The organism is Rhodococcus sp. 05-2254-5 (genome assembly GCF_002258575.1).
Classification (GTDB): Bacteria; Actinomycetota; Actinomycetes; order Mycobacteriales; family Mycobacteriaceae; genus Rhodococcoides; species Rhodococcoides fascians.
In genome coordinates, this window is record NZ_NOZG01000029.1 from 485,420 (window position 1) to 508,016 (window position 22,597).

The 22,597-nt window shown below is 63.9% G+C and carries 24 protein-coding genes; 11 read left to right on the forward strand and 13 right to left on the reverse strand.

What is annotated here, in order from left to right:
* Positions 1 to 18: 18 nt before the first annotated feature.
* The 4 genes from CH278_RS21795 to CH278_RS21810 all read left to right on the forward strand — a co-directional run bounded on the left by CH278_RS21795 (position 19) and on the right by CH278_RS21810 (position 2,812).
* Positions 19 to 381 (forward strand): hypothetical protein, encoded by a 363-nt coding sequence (locus CH278_RS21795; RefSeq protein ID WP_032406539.1) that lies wholly within the window; start codon positions 19 to 21, stop codon positions 379 to 381.
* A gap of 167 nt (positions 382 to 548) precedes the next feature.
* Positions 549 to 890, forward strand: a complete 342-nt coding sequence (locus tag CH278_RS21800; RefSeq protein ID WP_371829088.1) for a WhiB family transcriptional regulator — start codon at positions 549 to 551, stop codon at positions 888 to 890.
* Between the two features lie 33 nt (positions 891 to 923).
* Entirely contained in the window at positions 924 to 1,739 is an 816-nt protein-coding gene (locus tag CH278_RS21805; protein WP_045840622.1) for an HAD-IIA family hydrolase, read from the forward strand.
* On the forward strand, positions 1,739 to 2,812 hold the full coding sequence (locus CH278_RS21810) for an isochorismate synthase (protein WP_032406540.1): 1,074 nt from the start codon (positions 1,739 to 1,741) through the stop codon (positions 2,810 to 2,812). The genes CH278_RS21805 and CH278_RS21810 overlap by 1 nt, the downstream gene beginning before the upstream one ends.
* Before the next feature lie 5 nt (positions 2,813 to 2,817).
* Here the strand turns inward: CH278_RS21810 and CH278_RS21815 are convergent, their stop codons facing one another.
* From CH278_RS21815 to CH278_RS21830, 4 genes are all read right to left on the reverse strand, one after another.
* Complete coding sequence (locus tag CH278_RS21815) at positions 2,818 to 4,041, reverse strand: O-succinylhomoserine sulfhydrylase (protein ID WP_032364984.1); 1,224 nt, start codon at positions 4,039 to 4,041, stop codon at positions 2,818 to 2,820.
* A complete protein-coding gene (locus tag CH278_RS21820) occupies positions 4,038 to 4,451 on the reverse strand; it encodes a rhodanese-like domain-containing protein (RefSeq protein ID WP_032371475.1) in 414 nt (137 codons plus the stop codon). Before CH278_RS21820 ends, CH278_RS21815 begins: the two co-directional genes overlap by 4 nt.
* Before the next feature lie 45 nt (positions 4,452 to 4,496).
* Positions 4,497 to 5,024 (reverse strand): Rv0361 family membrane protein, encoded by a 528-nt coding sequence (locus CH278_RS21825; protein ID WP_032371476.1) that lies wholly within the window; start codon positions 5,022 to 5,024, stop codon positions 4,497 to 4,499.
* A gap of 80 nt (positions 5,025 to 5,104) precedes the next feature.
* Positions 5,105 to 5,968, reverse strand: coding sequence for a TauD/TfdA dioxygenase family protein (locus CH278_RS21830; RefSeq protein WP_032371477.1), 864 nt, complete (start codon positions 5,966 to 5,968; stop codon positions 5,105 to 5,107).
* A gap of 304 nt (positions 5,969 to 6,272) precedes the next feature.
* Between CH278_RS21830 and CH278_RS21835 the strand changes: the two genes are divergently transcribed.
* Complete coding sequence (locus CH278_RS21835) at positions 6,273 to 7,658, forward strand: FAD-dependent oxidoreductase (protein WP_032371478.1); 1,386 nt, start codon at positions 6,273 to 6,275, stop codon at positions 7,656 to 7,658.
* 104 nt (positions 7,659 to 7,762) lie between these two features.
* Here the strand turns inward: CH278_RS21835 and CH278_RS21840 are convergent, their stop codons facing one another.
* A complete protein-coding gene (locus tag CH278_RS21840) occupies positions 7,763 to 8,632 on the reverse strand; it encodes an SMP-30/gluconolactonase/LRE family protein (protein ID WP_230593048.1) in 870 nt (289 codons plus the stop codon).
* Between the two features lie 55 nt (positions 8,633 to 8,687).
* Here CH278_RS21840 and CH278_RS21845 point away from each other — a divergent pair, with 55 nt between their 5' ends.
* Positions 8,688 to 9,434 carry an amidohydrolase family protein gene (locus CH278_RS21845; protein ID WP_032364983.1) on the forward strand — a complete coding sequence of 249 codons (747 nt, stop codon included), beginning with the start codon at positions 8,688 to 8,690 and terminating at the stop codon, positions 9,432 to 9,434.
* Here CH278_RS21845 and CH278_RS21850 read toward each other — a convergent pair.
* Positions 9,431 to 9,913 carry a DUF456 domain-containing protein gene (locus CH278_RS21850; RefSeq protein ID WP_032371480.1) on the reverse strand — a complete coding sequence of 161 codons (483 nt, stop codon included), beginning with the start codon at positions 9,911 to 9,913 and terminating at the stop codon, positions 9,431 to 9,433. The genes CH278_RS21845 and CH278_RS21850 overlap by 4 nt on opposite strands.
* A 42-nt stretch (positions 9,914 to 9,955) precedes the next feature.
* Here CH278_RS21850 and CH278_RS21855 point away from each other — a divergent pair, with 42 nt between their 5' ends.
* Positions 9,956 to 10,651 (forward strand): CPBP family intramembrane glutamic endopeptidase, encoded by a 696-nt coding sequence (locus CH278_RS21855; RefSeq protein WP_143536285.1) that lies wholly within the window; start codon positions 9,956 to 9,958, stop codon positions 10,649 to 10,651.
* Between the two features lie 10 nt (positions 10,652 to 10,661).
* On the opposite strand, the gene purT is transcribed toward CH278_RS21855, so the two are convergent.
* Positions 10,662 to 11,858, reverse strand: a complete 1,197-nt coding sequence (gene purT / locus CH278_RS21860; protein ID WP_032386104.1) for a formate-dependent phosphoribosylglycinamide formyltransferase — start codon at positions 11,856 to 11,858, stop codon at positions 10,662 to 10,664.
* 95 nt (positions 11,859 to 11,953) lie between these two features.
* Here purT and CH278_RS21865 point away from each other — a divergent pair, with 95 nt between their 5' ends.
* A complete protein-coding gene (locus CH278_RS21865) occupies positions 11,954 to 13,030 on the forward strand; it encodes a CaiB/BaiF CoA transferase family protein (protein WP_032391242.1) in 1,077 nt (358 codons plus the stop codon).
* A gap of 84 nt (positions 13,031 to 13,114) precedes the next feature.
* Here the strand turns inward: CH278_RS21865 and yczR are convergent, their stop codons facing one another.
* Positions 13,115 to 14,596 (reverse strand): MocR-like transcription factor YczR, encoded by a 1,482-nt coding sequence (gene yczR / locus CH278_RS21870; RefSeq protein ID WP_027494287.1) that lies wholly within the window; start codon positions 14,594 to 14,596, stop codon positions 13,115 to 13,117.
* A gap of 90 nt (positions 14,597 to 14,686) precedes the next feature.
* Between yczR and CH278_RS21875 the strand changes: the two genes are divergently transcribed.
* A complete protein-coding gene (locus CH278_RS21875; RefSeq protein ID WP_094622805.1) occupies positions 14,687 to 15,211 on the forward strand; it encodes a methylated-DNA--[protein]-cysteine S-methyltransferase in 525 nt (174 codons plus the stop codon).
* A 72-nt stretch (positions 15,212 to 15,283) separates the two neighbouring features.
* Here the strand turns inward: CH278_RS21875 and CH278_RS21880 are convergent, their stop codons facing one another.
* Together CH278_RS21880 and CH278_RS28060 are read right to left on the reverse strand one after the other, a co-directional pair.
* A complete protein-coding gene (locus CH278_RS21880) occupies positions 15,284 to 15,724 on the reverse strand; it encodes an LGFP repeat-containing protein (RefSeq protein WP_032371486.1) in 441 nt (146 codons plus the stop codon).
* Positions 15,725 to 16,193: 469 nt separating this feature from the next.
* Positions 16,194 to 17,738, reverse strand: coding sequence for a signal peptidase I (locus CH278_RS28060; protein ID WP_230593049.1), 1,545 nt, complete (start codon positions 17,736 to 17,738; stop codon positions 16,194 to 16,196).
* A gap of 177 nt (positions 17,739 to 17,915) precedes the next feature.
* Between CH278_RS28060 and CH278_RS28065 the strand changes: the two genes are divergently transcribed.
* A complete protein-coding gene (locus CH278_RS28065) occupies positions 17,916 to 18,167 on the forward strand; it encodes a hypothetical protein (protein ID WP_230593050.1) in 252 nt (83 codons plus the stop codon).
* Positions 18,168 to 18,300: 133 nt separating this feature from the next.
* Here CH278_RS28065 and CH278_RS21895 read toward each other — a convergent pair whose 3' ends face one another.
* From CH278_RS21895 to CH278_RS21910, 3 genes are all read right to left on the reverse strand, one after another.
* The gene (locus CH278_RS21895) at positions 18,301 to 18,861 is read right to left on the reverse strand and encodes a signal peptidase I (protein WP_094622806.1); all 561 of its coding nucleotides are present in this window, start codon (positions 18,859 to 18,861) and stop codon (positions 18,301 to 18,303) included.
* Positions 18,862 to 19,487: 626 nt separating this feature from the next.
* A complete protein-coding gene (locus CH278_RS21905) occupies positions 19,488 to 20,024 on the reverse strand; it encodes an alternate-type signal peptide domain-containing protein (protein ID WP_032371491.1) in 537 nt (178 codons plus the stop codon).
* 414 nt (positions 20,025 to 20,438) lie between these two features.
* Positions 20,439 to 21,728, reverse strand: coding sequence for an adenylosuccinate synthase (locus CH278_RS21910; protein WP_027494295.1), 1,290 nt, complete (start codon positions 21,726 to 21,728; stop codon positions 20,439 to 20,441).
* A 203-nt stretch (positions 21,729 to 21,931) separates the two neighbouring features.
* Between CH278_RS21910 and CH278_RS21915 the strand changes: the two genes are divergently transcribed.
* Positions 21,932 to 22,597: a hypothetical protein gene (locus tag CH278_RS21915; protein WP_052053266.1), complete on the forward strand. Its 666-nt coding sequence runs from the start codon at positions 21,932 to 21,934 to the stop codon at positions 22,595 to 22,597.

The following is a 22,597-nucleotide window of genomic DNA, read 5'->3' on the forward strand; positions in this document are numbered from 1 at the left end:
CGTGCGAGAATTCGACCCATGCACGTGTGGAAAGCCAGGATCGGTGACGATGGCTTTCGAAGGACGCCGCGCTATCGGCAGCTGAACGCAGCGAGTGTCGTCTTTCTCGGTTCGCTGGTCGTGATCGGCACATTCCAGGCAGTCGACACGTCCGATTCGATACGTCTGGCCACTCACAGCGCCATCCAAGTGGCGATCGCAGCCGCAATTCTTTACGCGCTCAGGCGAACTGACCGAAAGCCGACGTGGCTCCTTCCCCGTACGACGCTGATTCTGTTCGGTCTCGGCAGTCTCGTGTGTGTCGTCGCAGGCGACTATCTCCCTGCTGTGATCGCCGCGATCCAGGCTGTGATCCTTCCGCTGTTCATGCTGGACGACTGAGTGAACGCCCTCTATCGGTACACCCCCGACGTGTCCTGAACCCGCGACCTCGAATCACCCTGATTCCAACCCTTGCCTCGCGCCCGCGACGCGGCGAGAGTTCCTGGCGAATGGCCTTGTGCGGGAGCAGTCTCGCGCAGCGTCGACGAAAGGAATGGGTCGCCACGATGCCGAACGAATCTGCCCCACCGAAGAACACCGCAATTGCAATGATCGAACGCAGGATTTCCTCGTCTGCCGCCGAATCCTGGGACTGGCAGCTCGACGCACTGTGCCGGGGTCAGGACTCGGAGATCTTCTTCTCCCCCTCGGGTGAGGGGCGAACGGCGCGTCGCCAACGCGAGGATCGCGCCAAGCAGGTGTGCGCAGGCTGCGGAGTGCTCGACGCCTGCAAGCGGTTCGCGTTGGCGGCCAACGAACCGTTCGGAGTGTGGGGCGGCATGACGGCCCGCGAACGGCTGGTGCATCGGGCCAACTCGCGACGCGACCACGAGCGGCGGGCAAGTTAGGCCGCGACCAGAAGATGGTCCGCAGGTCGCCGGATGGTCCACAATGGAGGGGTGACCGATATCGAGAAGCCCCTGCCGTGGACGTACCTGATGGACATGGACGGAGTTCTGGTCCACGAGGATCACCTGATCCCCGGTGCCGACACGTTCCTCGCCGAGCTGCAGGCCAACGAGATCCCGTTCATCGTGTTGACGAACAACTCGATCCGCACCCCACGTGACCTGCGCGCACGTCTCGCATTCACCGGCTTGGACATTCCGGAGAAGTCGATCTGGACCTCGGCTCTCGCCACCGCCACCTTCCTCGGCAATCAGCGGCCCGGCGGCAGTGCGTATGTCGTCGGCGAGTCCGGTCTGACCACCGCGCTGCACGACATCGGTTACACCCTCACCGACTCCAGCCCCGACTACGTGGTGCTCGGGGAGACCCGAACGTACTCGTTCGAGGCCATCACCACCGCCATTCGTCTCGTCGAGAAGGGTTCGCGCTTCATCGCCACCAACCCCGACGCGACCGGTCCGTCGCGCGAGGGTTCGCTGCCCGCGACCGGTTCGGTCGCCGCACTCATCACCAAGGCCACCGGCAAAGAGCCGTACTACGTGGGCAAGCCCAACGCGTTGATGATGCGTTCGGCTCTACGCGCCATCGGCGGGCACTCCGAGAACACTCTGATGATCGGCGACAGGATGGACACCGACGTGCTGTCCGGCCTGGAAGCGGGATTGCAGACCATTCTGGTGTTGACCGGTATTTCGACCGTACAGTCCGTCGAGCAGTACCCGTACCGTCCGACGAAAGTGCTCGATTCCGTCGCAGACCTGGTGGGCCGCACACAGAACCCGTTCTGATGAAGCTCCGATTCGTTCTGTCTCGGCAGGATCATCACGTCGTCGGCTTGGGAGTGCAGCAACAGTTTCCGGACGTCGCCGACGCAGTCGCGGCGGTACAGCAAGGCCGAAACGTCGTCGGGGTATTGCCTTTCGACATGTCCGACGCCACCGCGCTGATCGAGCCGGCGGAGTTCTACCGACGCGCCGGTGCGTGGGCGGTACCGGACGCACAGCCGCCACTTCCGTCCGTCACCGTCGAACGCCAGATCCCCGAGCCGGACGTGCACGTCGAACGGGTACGCGAGGTCGTGCGGCGTGTGAAAGCCGGTGTCGCCGAGAAGATCGTGCTCGCACGAGCGATCGAACTGGCCGCCGAGTCGCCCATCGATCCGTCAGCGGTGTTGAGCGCGTTGGTGACTCGCGATCCGATGGGAAACGGATTTCTCGCGGACCTCTCGCCCACAGACGTGCCCGGTAGACATCTCGTCGGCGCAAGCCCCGAACTGCTGGTGCGCAAACGCGGCAACGTCGTCAGCTGCCATCCCTTCGCCGGGACGGCCGCGCGATCCACCGACCCCGACGAGGACGCGCGTATCTCGGCGGCACTGGCGGCCAGCGCGAAAGACCAGGCCGAGCATCGCTTCGTCGTCGACGAGATCAAGGCAGCACTGGCACCGTTCTGCGAAACACTGGACGTACCCGCGACACCTCAGCTGAGCAGCACTCCGCAGCTGTGGCACCTGTCCACGCCGATCGTCGGTACGTTGGCCGACCCGTCGACGTCGGCCCTCGACCTCGCACTGGCGCTGCATCCCACCGCTGCCGTCGCCGGTGTTCCCCGCGCCGCCGCCATGCGAGCGATCACCGAGATCGAGGGATCCCGCGGCTTCTATGCCGGGGCGCTCGGATGGACCGACGGCAGCGGGGACGGTGAATGGATGGTCGCGATCCGGTGCATCGAACTCACCGCGGACGGCCTGTCCGGTACCGCCACAGCCGGCGGCGGCATCGTCGCCGACTCGGACCCCGACGCCGAGCTGGACGAAACCACGGCAAAGTTCAGAACGGTACTCAGCGTCTTCGAGAACTGACCCAGCTACTTCAACGCCTGGTCCAGATCCCCGATCAGGTCCTCGGTGTCTTCGAGACCGATGGAGATCCGCACGACGCCATCGGTGATGCCCACTGCGGCACGACCTTCCGGCCCCATCGCGCGGTGTGTGGTGGTGGCCGGGTGGGTGATGAGCGTCTTGGAATCGCCGAGGTTGTTCGAGATGTCCACGATCTTCAGGCCGTCGAGCAACTCGAAAGCACGCTGCTTGCCTGCGCCCTCGGGGGCATCGAGCTCGAACGTGACGACCGTGCCGCCGCCCGACATCTGCGACGTCGCCAGCTCGTACTGCGGATGTGATGGCAGGAACGGGTATTTGACCCACCGCACCGCCGAATGCCCTTCGAGGAATTCGGCGATCTGCAGCGCGGAGTTCACCGAATGCCGCACACGCACCGGCATTGTCTCGAGCCCCTTGAGCAAGGTCCAGGCGTTGAACGGGCTCAGGGCAGGTCCGGTGTGCCGCATCAACGTCTGTACCGGACCGTCGATGTACTCCTTCGATCCCAGGATCGCGCCGCCGAGCACCCGGCCCTGACCGTCGATGTGCTTGGTACCGGAATACACCACCACGTCGGCACCGAGTTCGAGACTGCGCTGCAGCAGAGGCGTCGCGAACACGTTGTCCAACACCACCGTTGCGCCGGCGGCGTGCGCCATCTCGGACACCCGCCTGACATCGACGAGCGACTGCATCGGATTGGACGGGGTCTCGAAGAACACCGCGGTCGTCGGCACCGACAGCGCCTGCTCCCACTGCTCGAGGTCCTCGCCGTCGACGAAGACGGTCTCGACGCCCCAGCGCGGCAGAATCTCGTTGCACACCACGAAGCAGGAACCGAAAAGGCTACGCGCAGCGACCAATCGATCGCCGGCCTTCAACAGTGCGCCGAGCGCGGTGAACACTGCCGACATTCCACTCGACGTGCCGAAGCACGCCTCGGCACCCTCGATCAGCCGCAACCGCTCCTCGAACATCTTGACCGTCGGGTTGCCGTAGCGCGAGTACACGAAATGATCGATGTCACCGGTGAACGCCCGCTCGGCGGCACCGGCACTCTCGTAGACGAAACCCGAGGTGAGATACAGCGCTTCGGCGTTTTCATCGAAGCCCGATCGCATCAGACCGCCGCGAACTCCCAGCGTTCCCTGACCCACACCGTCGGGTAGCGGCTTCTGAAAACCCCCGCCTCTGGGAATGTTCGTCACGACTGCCTCCAGGGCAACCCGACCGCACGCCACCCCACGGCACCGCGGTGGCCGTCAGCATCGGTGGCACCTTCGAAACCGTCGAGCACGTTGTAGGACGGGCCGATTCCCGCAGCCGTGGCGGCCTCGGCCGCACCGATGGATCGCTGACCGGAGCGGCACAGGAACACCACCGGCCGATCGCCGTCCACGCCTGCGGCTTTCAGCTCGTCGACGAAGCCGGTGTTGCGAGCGCCGTCGGGGTAGCTCACCCACTCGATCAGGTGGGTCGGGCGATCGATGCCGGAGGTGTCGGGTACGCCGACGTACTGCCACTCGGCGTGCGTGCGGACGTCGACGAGAACGGCATCGGGGTTGCTCTGCAACAACTCCCACGCCGCCTGCGGGGTTATGTCACCTGCGTAGGTCACTGGATCAGCCTTCCGTCACTTGCTGTTACGACACACATACCGAGATCAGACATTGCACACCAACCAGGTGTCGTTCACCCGCACGAACTTCCATTTGTCGTCGGTCTGCGCTCCGGATTTCTCTTCCTTCAGCGGTACCGTGACGACGCCGCGGTCGCCGTTGACCTCGTACCCCGTGGGCACTCCGTCGATCGACGTCTCGCCGTTGCGTTCCACGTCGCCTGCGCGGTCGGTGCGGTACTGGGCGTCGTCGCCGGGAATCAGGCGCTCGACCTGATCGGCGCACGTGTTCGCACGCAGCAGATCCGCGTCACCGGTGTTCTGTGCTTCGAGGAAACCGTCGACGGCGTCGGTGAGCAACTGCGCCTGTGTCACGTTGTCCTCCGCGGGGGCGAACTTGGACGCCGCGAAGATGCCGACGAGCAGCACGACGACGATGCCCGCAGCGATGATGAACGGCCACGCGGTGGGCGGACGCTGCTCACCGGAGTCGGCGGCCGCTTTGGATGCGTTGTTGCGCGCTTCCTCACGACTGTCGACCCACTGCTGCCTACGTTCACTCCACGACGCCATGTAGGCAATCTTCCTCGATCCGACGGGTCTGCGTTCAGCTGGGTCCTGGAGTGTGTGGGTCCTCGTAGTGAGTGGGTCCTTCAGCGAGTGGGCCCGACGGGGATGTCGCCCTTCAACGTGATGCGGTGCATCTTGCGGTGCTCGGTGCCGTAATCGCGGTTGGCGTAGTGCGAGGTGCTGCGGTTGTCCCACAGCACCAGATCACCCAGACGCCAACGGTGGCGCACGATGTGCTCGGGCTTGGTGAGGTGCGCGTACAGCAGATCCAGGATTCCGCGGCTCTCCGCCTCCGAGACGCCCACGATGTGGGCGGTGAAACCCGGATTGACGAACAGCCCCTTGCGGCCGGTTTCCGGATGCACCCGCACGACGGGATGTTCGACGGGGACCAGCGCGGTCACTTCCTTGCCGTCCCACACGTTGCCCTTACCGCCGCGCTTCTGCGCGAGGTAGTAGCCGAACTCACGGTTACCGTCGTGAATTGCGGTGAGCCCGTCGATCATTCGGCGAACCGGCGCGGACAGGGACTCGTAGGCGAGTTGACTGTCGGCCCAGTTGGTGTCGCCGCCGTGCGGAGGCAGTACGACGGGCCGCAGGATAGACCCCATCGGTGGGCGCTCCATGAATGTCACGTCGGTGTGCCACACGTCGGCGAAACCGTTGTCCTGGCTGTCGAGGGCATAGACCTCGGGGGCGACGTGACCACTGTCGTGCACGGGGTGCCCGGCGGTGAGGTCACCGAGTCGGCGGCCGAACTCGATGTGGCCTGCGTCGTCGATCGACTGACCTCGGAGCACGAGAACCTTGTGCTCGACGAGAGCTCGGCGGACGGCGTGGATCTGCGCATCGGAGGCCGACGCGACATCGAGACCGATGACTTCGGCACCGAACGACGGGCCGAGCTTGTCGAGAGTGAGCGAAACTGTCTGTTCCAGAGTGGTCATGTGTCCTCGAATCCGAGAGACAGCGGTGCGCCTACTGGTCGCGGCACGGCCGTCGAGGGAGGGATCCCGTCCCGACGACGTCGGGGAACAGGGATTGGGCGTCGGGTCAGGTCACCGACAACACATGTTGGTGCAGGTGCGACAGAAGTCGACGGTGAACCGTCGGACCAGGTATGTCGTCTGCACGGGTCAATTCCTACCGGAACCCGGGGAATACGGCAAGTTGCCCACTGCCCCAGCTCAGGTTGTCCTTAATTTATGCTGGGGTGTCCGCACTTCCCTCGAAGAAGGTAGCTCGCTGCACATGACTGATCAGACTCGTCCACTCCGCGTCGCCATCGTCGGTGCCGGACCGGCAGGCATCTACGCCGCCGACGCGCTCATGAAGTCCGACCACAATGTCAGCGGACCGGGCGTGAGCATCGACCTCTTCGAGCGGATGCCGGCCCCGTTCGGGCTCATTCGCTACGGCGTTGCCCCTGACCACCCACGCATCAAGGGCATCATCACCGCCCTGCACAAGGTGCTCGACAAGCCTCAGGTTCGCCTGCTCGGCAACATCGACTACGGCACCGACATCAACCTCGACGACCTGCGTCGCTTCTACGACGCCGTCATCTTCTCCACCGGAGCCAACGCGGACCGCGCACTGAACATCCCCGGCATCGACCTCGACGGCAGCTACGGTGCCGCCGACTTCGTCTCCTGGTACGACGGCCACCCCGACGTCCCCCGCACCTGGCCCCTCGAGGCCGAGAAGGTCGCCGTCCTCGGCGTCGGCAACGTCGCCCTCGACGTCGCACGCGTTCTCGCCAAGACCGGCGACGAACTGCTCCCCACCGAAATCCCCGCCAACGTCTACGAAGGCCTCAAGGCCAACAAGGCACTCGAGGTGCACGTCTTCGGACGTCGCGGCCCGGCTCAGGCCAAGTTCACCCCGCTCGAACTGCGCGAGCTCGACCACTCGCCCAACATCGAGGTCATCGTCGCCCCCGAGGACATCGACTACGACGAAGGCTCCGAGCAGGCTCGCCGCAGCTCCAAGCAGATCGACATGGTCGCCAACACCCTGCAGGACTGGGCCATTCGCGACGTCGGCGCTCGCCCGCACAAGCTGTTCCTGCACTTCTTCGAGTCCCCGCACGAGGTACTCGGCGAGGACGGCAAGGTCGTCGGTCTGCGTACCGAACGCACCGAACTCGACGGCACCGGCAACGTCCGCGGCACCGGAAAGTACAACGACTGGGACGTCCAGGCCGTCTACCGCGCCGTGGGCTACCTCAGCCAGAACATCAGCCAGCTCCCGTTCGACGAGCAGGCAGGCACCATCCCCAACGAGGCCGGACGCGTCGTCGAATCGCCGCACTCCACCACGCCCGTTCCCGCCACGTACGTCACCGGCTGGATCAAGCGCGGACCCGTCGGCCTCATCGGTCACACCAAGGGCGACGCCAACGAAACAGTCGCGAACCTGCTCGAGGATGCGCCGAGCTTCGCCGGTGCGGCCGAGCCGGACCTCGAGGCCGTCACCTCGTTCCTCGAAGGCAAGCAGGTTCCGTTCACCACCTGGGACGGCTGGTACCGCCTCGACGCCCACGAACGCTCCCTCGGCGAAGAAGAAGGCCGCGAGCGCGTCAAGGTCGTCGAGCGTGAGGACATGCTGAAGGCCTCCGAGCCTGACAAGGCCTAGAGCGGCTGGCGCCGCATGTGAGTGTGGAGCCTGCGGGTCGTTCCGCAGGCTCCACTCCTGCCTCGTAGCAGGCTACGAGTTTCCACTCACATGCGCGAAGCGCTCTACACCCGAACCGCCAGCAGCTTTCCCTCGGTTTCGATCTTGCGTTGATGCTCGTTGAAATCGGGTGCAGCGCAAACGAACAGCGTGCGGCCGTCGGATCCGCCGAGTCCACACGCGAACACGCCGAGGTCGAAGTCGAGCTGCTCGAGAACCTCTCCGCCCGGCGCGACGTGCAACACGCGCTGACCGAGTGCGTCGGCGATCCACATCGTGCCGTCGGTGTCGATGCAGCAGCCGTCGGCTGCCACCTTCACCTCACTCATGGCCGTTGCCATATCCGTCGACGACGGCAGTTCACCGAACGTCGCCCAGTCACGCCGCTCCCCCAGCGACCCGTCCTCGGCGATGTCGAACGCACTGACCCGGTTCCCGACCGTCTCGTCGACGAGCAGTTCAGCGGAATCGGTGAACGCCATTCCGTTGGGGAAGTACAGATCCGATGCCACGACGTGTGCGGACCCGTCCGGGTCGACGCGAATCAGGTCGGCCGTCTCGACGGGAGCGAAGTTCATCAGATCGAACCCGAAATTGCCGATGTACGCGCGTCCCTGCGCGTCGACGAGCATGTCGTTGAGGTTCGCCTTCACGTACGTCGACAGATCGGCATGGACGGTCAGCGAACCGTCGTGCTCGCGCAGTAGCAGTTTGTAATCGCGCATCGAGACGATCAACAGCCGCCCGTCGGGCAGCCAACCGAGGCCCGACGGCTGATTGGGCACCTCGGCCTCGACTCGCACGTCGGAACCGTCTTCGAGAGCGGATACGACGCGATGGCTGTAGAAGTCCGATACCCAGATCCTCCCGTCGTGCCAGCGTGGACATTCGAAATACGTGTATCCGTCGAGAACGACGGTGGTCTCCGGTTTCATGTTTCGCATTCAAACACCGAGCCAGGTCGCCGCGACGGCGAATCGGCGAGCTGGCATGCTGGGACCCGTGTTCGACGCCCACCTACACATCATCGACCCTCGATTTCCGCTGATCGAGAACCAGGGATACACGCCGGATCCGTACACCGTCTCGAACTATCTCTACGACGTCGACGGGCTCGGGATCACCGGCGGTGCCGTGGTCACCGCATCGTTCCAGGGCACCGATCAGAGCTATCTGCTGGCCGCATTGGAGACGCTCGGACGCGGCTGGGTGGGGGTGGCCCAGCTCGATCCGGAGTGCACGGACGAGGAGATCGTCGCCCTCGACGAGGCAGGCGTGCGGGCGATGCGATTCAACCTCAAACGCGGTGAAACCGACGTCGAGATGCTCACCACGCAGGCCCGACGAGTGCACGAACTGGTGGGCTGGCACGCCGAGCTGTACGTCGACGCGTCGTTGCTGCTTTCGCTCGAGCCGATCCTTGCGAAACTACCGGCGGTGAGCATCGACCATCTGGGACTATCGACGCAGGGACTTCCCTATCTGTTGAACCTCGTCGACCGCGGAGTACGCGTCAAGGCAACAGGATTCGGCCGCGTGGACCTCGACATCGTCGACACCTTGCAGCAGATCCACCGCGTGAACCCGGAGGCACTGCTGTTCGGCACCGACCTGCCCGGCACACGAGCCCCACGGCCGTTCTCCGAGACCGACATCGACATCATCTCCGGGGCCGTCGGCGGCGACCTCCCCGCTGTGCTCGACGGTAATGCCCGGGCCTGGTATCGGGTCCCCTAGATCAGTACTGCTCCCCCGAGCCACACGGCCGAGGCGAGCAACGCGCCGAACAGCTCCACCAGGATCGACAGCCCGGCCGCCTTGGTCGCATGCACGGTCGATCGCCAGGCCTCGGAATGGTTGCGGTGCCTGGGTAGTTCGGCCACGTAGACGCCGGCGATGAAGCCGATGAAGAGCCCGACGACCGGGATGACGAAGAAGCCGACGATGCCGAGCAGGCCGCCGACGATCAGCGACCGCATCGGCACTCCGGCCTCCCGCATCCGGCGGCCCGGCCAGGTGTACTTCACGACGCCGCTCAGAACCAGCAGCACCGTCGCGATGCCGAACACCGTCCACGCGGCGGTGCCGCCGGTAACCCACGCCCACACCGCAACAGCTGCGAAGATCAAGATGGTGCCCGGCAGGACGGGCACGACGATGCCGACGAGTCCGACCAGAATCACCAGGCCGACCAGTATTTCTCCGAGAGCGCTCATGGTGGTCAAGTGTGCACGCCGATCGCCGGTAAGTTGACGCCTGTGCCCCGAACCGCGACTTTCGAACGTCCTGTTTCCGGCGGCGACGCCCTGCTGTCCATCGGCAGCCTGCTCATCGGTGCCATCGCTGTGGTGGCCGCGGTCGTGCTTCTCGTCGGTGTGTTCGACCTGAATTGGGTACTCGGCTACGCCATTCCGCTGGCGACGGCGGTGTTCGCAGTTGCCTTGTGGCAGTCGCTGAGTCGCCGCGGCTGGACGTGGAAGGATCTGCAGCTCACGTCGGGTCCACGATCGCTGTGGCACCTGCTGTGGGAAGTACCCGTCGCGTGGATCGCCGCCATGGGCGTCGGCATTGCACTCGCCGGCGCTGTCGACATAGCTCCCGCCTCCGATGCCGGCGGAAGCGCGTCGACTCTCGATGCACTCGACGTGGGTGTGGTCGCCGGCGCTCTCACCATCGCCTGCACCGTCCTGATCGCACCGGTACTCGAGGAAATCCTCTTCCGCCGGGTGATCTTCGGGTGGTTCGACACCCGAACACGATGGCAGATCGCAGTTCTCGGATCCGCGGTGTGCTTCGGGGCCGTCCACGTACTACCCGCCATCGCGCTGATCATGGTCTGCATCGGCTCTGCTGCGGCCCTGCTGGTTCGACTGCACCGATCGTTGATTCCGGCCATCGCACTGCACACGATGAACAACGCCCTTGCTACCGCGGCGGTGGTGGCCTCAATCTAGACGGCGCGATCTAGACGGTCGGTCGAACCTTGCCTGCTGCCTCGCGGGCCCGAGCGCGAGCGGTCTCGATGTCCGACGCCGTCGACACCGCAACACCCATTCGCCGCCGGACGAAGCTGGCGGGCTTGCCGAACAGCCGGAGATCGGTTTCGGGAACCGCGAGGGCATCGGCGACGCCTTCGAACAAGATTCCGTCCGCATCGACACCGCCGTAGATGACCGCCGACGCTCCCGGCGAGAGCAGTGTCGTGTCGATGGGTAGCCCGAGAACGGCGCGGGCGTGCAGCTCGAACTCCGAGAACCGTTGCGTACGAAGCGTTACCAGGCCGGTGTCGTGCGGCCGGGGGCTGACCTCGGAGAAGTACACGTTGTCGCCCTGCACGAACAGCTCCACGCCGAACAGTCCCCGACCACCGAGTGCCGTCGTGATTCTCTCGGCCACTTCGCGTGCCGACGCGAGTGCCGCGTCGGACATCGGTTGCGGCTGCCAGGATTCGATGTAGTCGCCCGACTCCTGCAGATGACCGATCGGCTCGCAGAACGAAGTCCCGTTTGTCGCGCGCACGGTGAGAAGTGTTATCTCGTAATCGAAATCGACGAATCCCTCGACGATGACGCGGCCCAGATCGACTCGACCGCCCTTCAACGCGTAGTCCCACGCCGTCTCGACGTCGGCTTCGGTCCGTACCACCGACTGCCCCTTACCGGACGAGGACATCACCGGCTTGATGACGGCGGGGAAGCCTATGCGGGACAACGCTTGTCGGACCTCGTCCAACGAATCGGCAAACGCGTACGGCGAGGTGGGCAGACCGAGTTCCTCGGCCGCGAGCCGCCTGATTCCTTCGCGATTCATCGTCAATTGTGTTGCCCGCGCTGTGGGAATGACCACCGAGCGCCCTTTGGCCTCTACTTCGGCGAGCGCATCGGTGGCAATGGCTTCGATCTCCGGGACGACGAAGTCCGGCTGCTGAGCGTCGATCAGCGCCAGCAGCTCTTCGGGATTGCTCATGTCGATCGTGTACGCGTGATGCGCCACCTGATGGCCCGGGGCGTTGTCGTAACGGTCGACGGCAATCACCTCGACACCGAGGCGCTGGAACGCAATGATGACCTCTTTGCCCAGCTCACCTGCCCCGAGGAGCATGACCCGGGTGGCACCGGGGGTCAGTGGAGTACCGATGCGGACGGGATCTGGGGCAGTCACAGCCCCATTATCCACACCCACATCACTAGGACGCCCTAGTACACGTTAGTCTCCATTCACTATCGGAGCTGACGAGTCGGAACGAGGCAACAAACGTGGCTAACACTGGTGGACCGCTCGCAGGGCTCCGCGTCGTCGAACTCGCAGGGATCGGACCCGGCCCGCACGCCGCACTGCTGCTGGCCGACCTCGGCGCAGACGTCGTCCGCGTCCAGCGCGCCGGGCAGGTCTCTCCACACGACCACCAGCTGCGCAGCCGCACCATTGTCGAAGCGAACCTCAAGGACCCCGCCGACATCGAGAAGGTTCTCGGCCTCATCGAGCGCGCCGACGTACTGATCGAGGGGTTCCGCCCCGGTGTCACCGAGCGACTCGGCCTCGGGCCCGACGACGCCCTGGCCCGCAACCCGCGCCTGGTCTACGGTCGCATGACCGGCTGGGGGCAGGAAGGCCCCTGGGCACAGACCGCCGGCCACGACATCAACTACATCTCCGTCACGGGCGTCCTCAACGCCATCGGCCGCGACGGCGAACGACCGGTGCCACCGATGAACATGGTCGGCGATTTCGGCGGCGGATCGATGTTCCTCGTCTTCGGCATCATGGCGGCGCTCTACGAACGACAGAATTCGGGACAGGGACAGGTCGTCGACGCAGCAATGGTCGACGGCACCGCAGCACTGTCGCACATGATCTGGGCCTGGCGAGGCGTCGGAGCATGGAGCGACGACCGCGGCGTCAACCTGCTCGATACCGGCGCACCGTTCTACGACACGTACGAGACGTCGGACGGCAAGTACATGGCGGTCGGGTCCCTCGAACCACAGTTCTACGCTCAGCTCGTGACCGGTCTCGGCCTCGCCGATGCAGACCTACCGTCACAGATGGACAAGCCGCGCTGGCCGGAGCTGCGCGAGAAGTTCACCGCGACATTCCTGACCAAGACCCGCGACGAATGGGCGGCGATCTTCGACGGCACCGACGCCTGCGTCTCCCCCGTCCTCACCTTCGCCGAGGCCCCGAACCACCCACATATGAAGGACCGAGACTCGCTCATCGACATCGGCGGCGTGACGCAGCACCGTCCGGCACCGCGGTTCTCCCGAACCGAAAACGGAGTCCCGACGCCACCGCCGTCCACGGCGACCGACATCGCATCCGTCTGGGCGTAATTCTTTGCGCCGAACTCGAGGTTATGGACGCCTTTCGGCTGATTCTCGTCCATAACGTCGAGCTCGCGGTCAGAACACCGCCGCTCAGAACACCAGGGCCGGCTGTTCGGATTCGACGCTCGGTGCCAAGGCTCGATACGCCGCGGCAGTGGCCGCAACTGCGGCCCGAAGCTCTTGCGGCTCACGGGTGTACGGCAGCCGAAGGTAACGCTCGAACGCACCCTCGACTCCGAACCGTGGGCCCGCGGCCAACACTGCTCCGAATGCAGGCGCAGTAGCGGCGAGCGCACTCGACACCGGTGCGGGGAGCTGAAGCCACAGCGACATCCCGCCCTCCGAACGTCGGTATTTCCATTCCGGAACATGTTCGGCCAGAGCATCTTCGAGCACATCTCGACGCTCCCGCAGTTGGGATCGACGGACCTCCAGCGCGGGTTCGGCGTCCTGCAGCAGGAACGACGACGCCAATTGATCGACGATCGAGGTACCGAGGTCATGTGCTGCTCGCGAGCCGGCGAGCTGCGAGACGAGCGAAGGATGCGCTCTGATCCACCCGATGCGCAGACCGCCCCAGAACGACTTGGACGCCGAACCGATCGTGACGATGTCCGATCCCGACACCCGCCCGAACGACGCGACCGGTGGCGGCGGTGGCGCATCGAGCCACAGGTCCACCATGGTTTCGTCGACGATGAGCGTCATTCGGGTGTCTCGGGTGATGCGCGCGAGCTCGGCGCGCCCCTCCGCGTCGAGCACCTGCCCGGTGGGGTTGTGGAAGTCCGGGATCAAGTACGCCACCTTGGCGGCGGTTTGCCTTGCTGCACTGCGGATTCCGTCGAGATCCCAATCCCCTTCGACGGGACGGACCGGCACCGGCACCGGCCGGGCACCGACGCGCCTGATGGCCTCGAGTGCATTGGGATATGTCGGGTGATCGATCAGGACGCGGTCACCGGGCGCGGTCAACGTACCCAGCAGCAACCGAACCGCTTGCTGCGCACCCGAAGTGACCATGATCTGATCGGCGGTGGTGGGCAACCCACGTTCGACGAAACGCTGCGCGATGGCCTCCCGCAACACAGCGAGTCCGATGGGCTCCATACCGTGAGTGGGCAGATACGTCGGAAGTGCTTGCAGCGCAGATTCGTACGCTGCTGTCATCGTTCCGTCGGCCGCCGACATGGCCGCATGACTCATGTCCACCACCGGACCCGACGGTGACGTCGACTGAATCAGCATTCCGTTCGGTGTCGGCGCGGCAGGCAACGCCACGGTGCTGCGCGATCCCTGTTTGCTGATGAGATAGCCCTCGTCGCGCAGCACCGAATACGACGAGGTGATCGTGGTGCGACTCAGGTCGAGAGCAGCCGACAGATCGCGTTCACTCGGCAACCCGACACCCAACGGGATGCGGCCGTCGTGAATGAGCAGTCGAACCCCGTCTGCGAGCGCCCTGTACGTGGGACGGGAGGCCTTGCGCCTGCCGGATCCATCGGCCGACGCGTCGCCGCGCCAGCTTCCGAGATCACGGGCCAGTGACGTTGCATTGAGCACTCTGGAGGCCATACAGCCCATATTCACCCACTGGCATCGAACTTTCAAGTCCATTGGGCGTTCGACTGGACTGCCTGTCGGCGTCCGGTGGATACTCGACCCATGCCGAGCAGCACCCTCTTCGACACGGCCATCGGGCGATGCGGTCTTGCCTGGAGCGCGGACGGCGTGATGGCCGTGGCACTACCCGAGCCGTCGGACGAGGCGATGCTCGATTACCTGGCCGGCTTCGCCGCTGACCTAGGTCCGGTCGACGCTCTCGCCGAGGACGCGATCGATCGAATCGTGGCGCTCCTCGCCGGGCGCGACGTGGACATGAGCCCGATCCCGCTGGTGCTTCAGGTTTCGGCGTTCGACGCCTCGGTCTACACCGTGTGCAGCGCGATCCCCAGGGGCGCGACGCTGACGTACGGAGACATCGCGCGTCGACTCGGGGTGCCGGGCGCGGCCCAGGCGGTGGGTGGGGCACTGGGCCGAAATCCGGTACCGATCATCGTTCCGTGCCATCGCGTGCTCGGCGCGGGCCGAGAGGTAGGCGGCTTCTCCGCTCCCGGCGGGGCGAATACGAAACAACGAATTCTCGGCATCGAAGGCGTCGCCGGATTCGACGAGCCGACGCTGTTCTGAATTCATCGGTAATCGCTAAAGATACTTCTCGACCGAATAAATAGATGGAAAACAGGATTGAAGTTGGCTTTGTCAGCCAGATATCCCGACCGAAGACATCGAGGCGTCGACAACGGAAACCGTCGCGGCGGCGGGACCCGGACTGACATCAGAATCCTCTTCTCTACCGCCGATGGTGAATGCGCCCGTATCCGGAAGCCAGCCGATCGCTCCGCGCTGAAACAGGTTGTAGCGTCCGGAACCGGTGGGCGTCGGGCGCTCGTTGCTGATCGGATAGCCAAGTGCGCCATAGGGTCCGCCGTGCGAGAGGTACCACTCCAGAATGGGTCCGTGTACTTCGTGCGCACCACCCTCGGGGAGGGCGAACACCATCGCGTGGGTGAACTCCAACATGCCGCCCCCTTGCGGACCGAGCATGAATTCGCCAGTCTGCGCCCCGATCCACGAGTGTTCGTAAGCAAACCGATCGAATTGGTAGCTGAAAACTTCCAAGCCATTGTAATTTTCAGTCATCGACCGGCCCTCCGTCGCTTTACTTGGCCTCGATTATCCACCCGATTCGTAGACGCGCACTTCGATTCCGAGATATATGTGGCGTCTCCGCTATTGCAGAAGGGCGAGAATCTCGGCGGGGACGTCATCCGTCGCTGCGGGGTCGACCACCGTTCGAGACCACGCGCAGTCGACATCGACTCGCGCCTTCGGCCGGTCTACGTACACGCCGAACGAGGCGCGCCTCCTACGATCGCTCCAAATCGCGGGTAAGCAGGTCCTCCGCAATGGACCTCCGGTCATACGCGATCATCGAGACCTCGCTGTCGGGTCTGACCGACGGACCTTTCGCGCACATGCCCTCGGCATCATGAGGCGCGGACTCGGCGTAGGTACAGCGGAGCGATCAGCACCACCTGCAACCCGCCGCCGGAACCGTGGTAAGAGGCCGGCACACGAAGCCCAGCGGGATGACGTCGGTGGATCGGGGCTAAAGCAACGCGGCGATGTCCGACGGTAAGTCAGCGGTCGATTTCGTACTCGAAACAAACGTGCCATCACCTGACGGAGCCAACTGCACCGGAGCAGATTTCTCCGAGAGGATGTACAAGCTGCCGTTGGAGGACCACACTGCCCCTGTGCCGTAACGCTCACTCGACGACACTGGGTATTCGTACACGATCACCTCCGCGGGATCGGTTATTGCCAGCACACCTTGTGCGACACTCGCTGTGTACTCACCCGAGGATTTCGGCGAACCGGGTGAGACAAATGCGCTTGCTGGAGGGGCTGGCGGAAGCGCCGACGTCTCAGGGACGGCAGGTCCGGGCTCGACTGGTTCAGGGACAATCGGTGCGGGAACGACCGGTTCGGTGGGGACGGTCGGTGCCGACGTCGTCGTCATTGGTGGCACTTCCGTAGCTTTCGGAGGCGCAACCGTCGTGGTCGGTGTCGTGGTCGCTGTCGTGGTCGATGCCGCGATCTCGGGCGCGGTCGTGTTAGCCACCGAACTATCGATCGTCGGCGACGGTATCGGCACAGCTTGCCTGCTAGCCGACGCGGTGGCGCTGCCGTTGCAATTCACACCTAGAAAAGAGGTGATTGTCTGGGTCTGTTTCCCGGGCGAGACCCACTGCCCAGCAGTCGATCGAACGTCTGCATACGAAGTTCCGCCCAACAATGCCCCGAGAAGTCCGGAAGTCACCACCGCGGTGGCGCTACCGGTCTGCGGCACCGTGAAAGCCATCGGGGCCGTGGAAGTTGTACCTGCAGCATTCCGAACTACCACCTGAAACCCGGTGACCGGAGCCACGGGACGGCCGATGGTCAAAGTCACCGATCCTGCCAACGCCCCACCGCCCGAGCACACCAGTCCTGTCGGGTTGGGTAAGGTACCAGCTGCTAGCGGCCCCGGCCGAACAGTCGCAGTGTCCGATAGAGCAGCCTCAGTCACGTCAGGATGCGCATACCCCATTCCCAGAGCGGTCGCACCAGCAGCTACAAGTGCAATCCCGGTGGACAAGGAGTGCCTGCCGCTCGGCGTACGTGGCGCACTCGGCTCCGGACGCCATGCGACATACAATAAGAATGCTGCAAGTCCAGCGCCGAGCACCCAGGCGAACGGCGTGGTGGTCCACGTTGCTACATAGCCGCCAAAAGGCACATGCGCGAAAACTCGATCGGCTTCGGTAATTGCATAACTGTCGGCATCGACGTCCGCATTTGCGTCGCCTTTGAGGAGGACCGACACAGAGTTTCCGGTAGAACCCTGAATCTTGTTAACTCGGTGCGTAATACGCGATCCATCCGTACGGTTGATGCTCACGATATCGCCGACCGTCAGCGACGACGCCGGTACGGTACGCGCCAAGGCCAAAGATCCCGTATCAATCGCGGGGCTCATCGAGCCGGAACGGAATATCAGCGGTGTGATGCCGAAGAAGACAGCGCACACAGCGAAGACGAAGCAAATAACGCCTAAGAGCGCACCGATATTGAGCGCGGATTCCTTCATCATTTGTCTCGACTTGGCCATCAAGCCCCCGTCGCAGTAAAGAGAAGGCTGACGTTCCCCGTCGAGCTCTGCGCGCTAGCAGGGGCATCCGGCGACAGTCGCAGACTTACGCACAGAACTTGAACTCCGCTTGTGGCGGCCAGGGGTGCTGCCACAGGAGCAATCTGTAGATTCGCGGGCAAAGGAGCGAGTGATGGCGTGACTGCAGTGCCGTCAGTGCACGGCGCAGTCACACTTCCGTCCTTCCTGACAGTTACATCGAAAAATGCGCCGAGACCAGTCCCGGTAACAGCGACGGAGTACGAGAAATTTGTCGACCCGACGTTGCGGACAGTGAATGCCCCTGAGGTAATCGAACCGGGAAACAACCCGGTCAGCGGTGCAGACGCGTACGTCACCGGATCGTTCGAGTTGTTGATGGTTATGTCGACAGTTCCGGTTGTGAACTGACCTGACGTCGCAACCACAGTCGACGACCACGCGGCAAGAGTGCCCACGGCGCCGAGGCCCAGAACCATCCCGAGCGACAGAAGCGCACGAACGCGAGTACTGGACAGGACGTTGAACACCGGACGGAGAAAGCTCACGACTGCAGCTTTCGCCGCGACCGGTCGATCCCTGCGCTCGCAAACTGATAGAGCGCGAATGCAACCAAGCCGCCCGCAATCACGTATACGGCGGTCGTTCGGCGCTCACCGGTAATCCAATTATTCACGTACCCGAGGTACGGAATGCTGTACCAAACCCTTCCGCGGATTTGCTCGGGCTTGACCGGGCTCTCATCAGGACGCGGATTATTGTCGCCCTGCGTTGTGTAAACCCGCCTGTTTTCTGCGTCGAAACCGACGGCGACGATCCTGTGCGTTATCACTTCGGGCAGTCCGGAGGCAATTTGGTATGTGACGGGTTCGCCGATGCCCATCGACTGCACGTCGCCCGGCTTGACGACGATCAAGGTTCCAGGTGGATACGTCGGTTCCATCGATGAGGTCAGAACTGTATATGCCTGCGATCCGCTGACCTTCGGCACAACCACGGCTGCAAGGAGGATCGCCACTACACAGAACAAGAGAAGCAAGGACATAACGTTGACGATCCACCAGCGGAGCCCGGTCTTCTCGCTGGTCTGCTCAGCGGTCGTCATTACTTCTGCACCTGCTCTCCAACAATGGTGAATTCATGTCGGTACGACGACGACACTGACGTCGAGGCGGACACCAACGTCGACCGCACACACAGCACCACTGCCTGATTGGCCTGAATGGTCTGCTCCAAGATCGGCGTTCCGACGGGGACGATTGCAGGCGACGACGTGCTCGCGGAAACGCTGACTACGGACGGGCCCGACGGCGCACTGGTCGTCGTGCAAGCAGCAACAGTCGTGCCGATCCGAACGTCTACGGCGACTTGCACCGGCGTGGCCGGTGCCACCGTAGCCGGCGTCAACCCAATCCTGCTCACTCTGAACCGCAGCGGGACGTTGCCACCGTTCCTCAACACCATCGCACCCTGGCCGAATTCACCGGGTGCAATCAAAGTTTTGGCGAGGTTGTCGAACTGGAAAACCTGGGAGGTCGTAGTCGAATCTCCACCCGCAAAGAGAGTCAACGTGCCCGCTTTGACCGACCCCGCGTTCATCGTCTCTTGGTCGCGCCACAGTGCGCCGGTAGTCTGCACTGACCCAAAGGCCAGGACAGCCACCGACGCAACCGCAATACCGAGCCACATTGTCTTGACTCTCGGTCTGAGTTTCGACACGAACCGAAATGACTACGGACGTGTCTGCTGAAGATTCAGCTTGAACGTCGACAAATTGATAGTGCCGTTCTGACCGACCTGATTGGCGGTTTCCCTATCGAAGGTGACCTTCGCCGACACCGTGATCGTCTGTCCGGCCTGAGCGGAGGTGATTGTGTTGGATCCGGTCGAGTTGGTAACCACGACCGGAGCATTGACAGCAGTCAATCCGGAAGTGCCGTCGTACCTCACTGCGGTCAGCGGATCAGCCGTCAACGTCGCGGTCAGATTGTTACCGGTGGCGGTGACTACGAATGTTGCGTCGTACTGCAGGATGTCGCCGGGTACCATACGGAAGCTGGCGATCGATGGGATCGGGGTGCCAGGCGCACCCGCCGAAATGTCTCTCCATCCCGTACTGGTACCGGGAGCGATGTCGAGAATACCTGCAGTCACGGTGCCACCGTCGACGGTTTCGCTATCACTCCAGAGCGCGTAGGACCCGGCACCGCCGAGCAGGAGCACGCCAGCGGCAGCGGCAGCGAGCGCGCCCTTGGTTGCCTTGTTCATTCGTTCTACTTTCTTCGGTGGCCACACGGGGCCGAGGGGGGTGATCCGATCGGATCGTCGGCCATCCGAAGAGGCCTCCGCAATTGGTGCGATGCTCATTGTTTCGCCACGTCTACGTGGCCTGTTACCCAAGTGAGAGTAAAAGTCCAGGAGTCTTTTCAGCCGCTCGTTTCGAACTCTGCGTTTACATGTCGCGATCATCTGTAAAGCAGAGCCTCATCCGGAATCGGTTGAATCGGACAACTGCCGACGGCCGATTTCGGACGATTACCCGTCCGAATGATTGTTTCCAGCCGGTCTACGAGAGCACAGTTTGTTTCATCGACACAGACGTTCCTGGGTCTACAGGTTCGTGCGGAGACAGCAAAAAGCCCCGAGGCAGTGCGCCTCGGGGCTTTTCGATAACGGGTTCGGCTACCGCAGGATGTCTCGACGGACGATGGTTTCGTCGCGGCCCGGTCCCACACCGATGCACGACATGTACGCGCCCGACAGTTCCTCGAGACGCAGGACGTAGTTCTGCGCGTTGATCGGCAGTTCCTCGAATGTCCGGGCACCGGAGATGTCTTCCCACCAACCGGGCATCTCTTCGTAGATCGGCTTCGCATGGTGGAAACCGGTCTGCGTCATCGGCATTTCGTCGTGACGGACGCCGTCGACGTCGTAGGCGACGCAGATGGGGACGGTATCCAGACTGGACAGCACGTCGAGCTTGGTCAGGAAGTAGTCGGTGATGCCGTTGACGCGGGTGGCGTACCGAGCGATGACCGCGTCGAACCAGCCCGTACGTCGGGCACGACCGGTGGTGACGCCCACCTCGCCGCCCTGCTTGGCCAGGTACTCACCGTGGTTGTCGAACAGCTCGGTCGGGAACGGACCCGAACCGACACGCGTCGTGTAGGCCTTGAGGATGCCGAGGACCGTGGTGATCTTGTTCGGGCCGATGCCGGAGCCGACGGACGCACCGCCTGCCGTCGGGTTCGACGACGTCACGTACGGATAGGTGCCGTGGTCGACGTCGAGCAACGTGCCCTGCGATCCCTCGAGCAGAATCGTATCGCCGCGCTCGAGCGCTAGGTTGAGCTGCAGGCGCGTATCGGTGATGCGGTGCTTGAAACCTTCGGCCTGCTCGAGCACCTCGTCGACGACCTGCTGTGGGTCCAACGCCCGGCGGTTGTAGATCTTCGAGAGCACCTGGTTCTTGAATTCCAGTGCAGCCTCGACCTTTTGGGTCAGGATCTTCTCGTCGAGCACATCCGCCGCACGCACTCCGACGCGGGCGAGCTTGTCCTGGTAGCACGGGCCGATGCCGCGCCCGGTGGTGCCGATCTTCTTGGCTCCGAGGAAGCGCTCGGTGACCTTGTCGATGGCCACGTGGTACGGCATGATCAGGTGCGCATCGGCGCTGAGCAGCAGGTTCGACGTATCGACATCGCGCTTTTCTAGGCCGTCGAGCTCGGTGAGCAGCACACCCGGATCGACGACGACACCGTTACCGATGACGTTCTTGACGCCCGGCGTCAGAATTCCCGACGGGATCAGGTGCAGCGCGAACTTGTCGCCGTTGGGAAGAACGACGGTGTGGCCGGCGTTGTTGCCGCCTTGGTAGCGAACCACCCACTGAAGTCGTTCGCCGAACAGGTCGGTGGCTTTGCCTTTGCCTTCGTCGCCCCACTGGGCGCCGATCAGGACTATCGCCGGCATGTGCTCTCCTACGTTGCTTTCGTGCAAGGACGTGCTGCAGATGTACTAGAGCGAATGCAGCAGTCACCATTCGTCGCAGGCGCGACAGTGGCCGGGGGAACAGTCTAGCCGAGGCGGTGAGCTGGCCCGCATGCCGCTACGGTCGACGCCGAACGAGGGCACTATGGTCGTGACGAGGATTCATCGGAAGATCTAGGAGCGCCGTGACACCGTTCGTTCTGCAGTGCGGCAACCCGCTGCTGCCGATCACGCTGACCGACGTCCCACTGCGCAACGCCGACGCAGTACCGACCGACGACGATTGCAGCGCGATCTTCTCCGACATCGAATCCGCCCCCGAGCCACGCATCATCGTCCTGGGCGATGATGCGTCCCTCGCCGCGCTGCTGACGCGCCTGATGCGCACCGAACGGCTGCACGTCGAAGTCGCGTTCGTGCCGGAGAACGCAACCGATGCCGCTCACATCTACAAGCTGGGCACCGGGTCACGTGCCGCCAAGGTCGCCTTGACGGGCACTGCGTCGAGCACACCCCTCATCCGCGACGATGCAGGCAAGGCCGTCGTCGGGAGGGCTCTGCTCGGCGGTGCCGACGGAACCGACCTCGAAGGCGAGGCCTATGTCGACGACACCCGGTTGTTCTCCGGCGTCGTGCCCGGAGTCGAGGTGGCTCCCACCCCGGACATGCCCGGCCTCCGTGCACGCGTCGTCGGCCGTCGCCGATTTCTGCCGCGCCGCTGGGTGAGCGGCCGCGCCATGCAACTCGGCTCCCCCGCCGCCGAACTGACGCGCGACGGCATCGCCGGCGGCAAGGCGGTGAAGCGGTCGACCTTCTACCGCCACCATCAGGAGTGGTTGCTGGTCCGATGA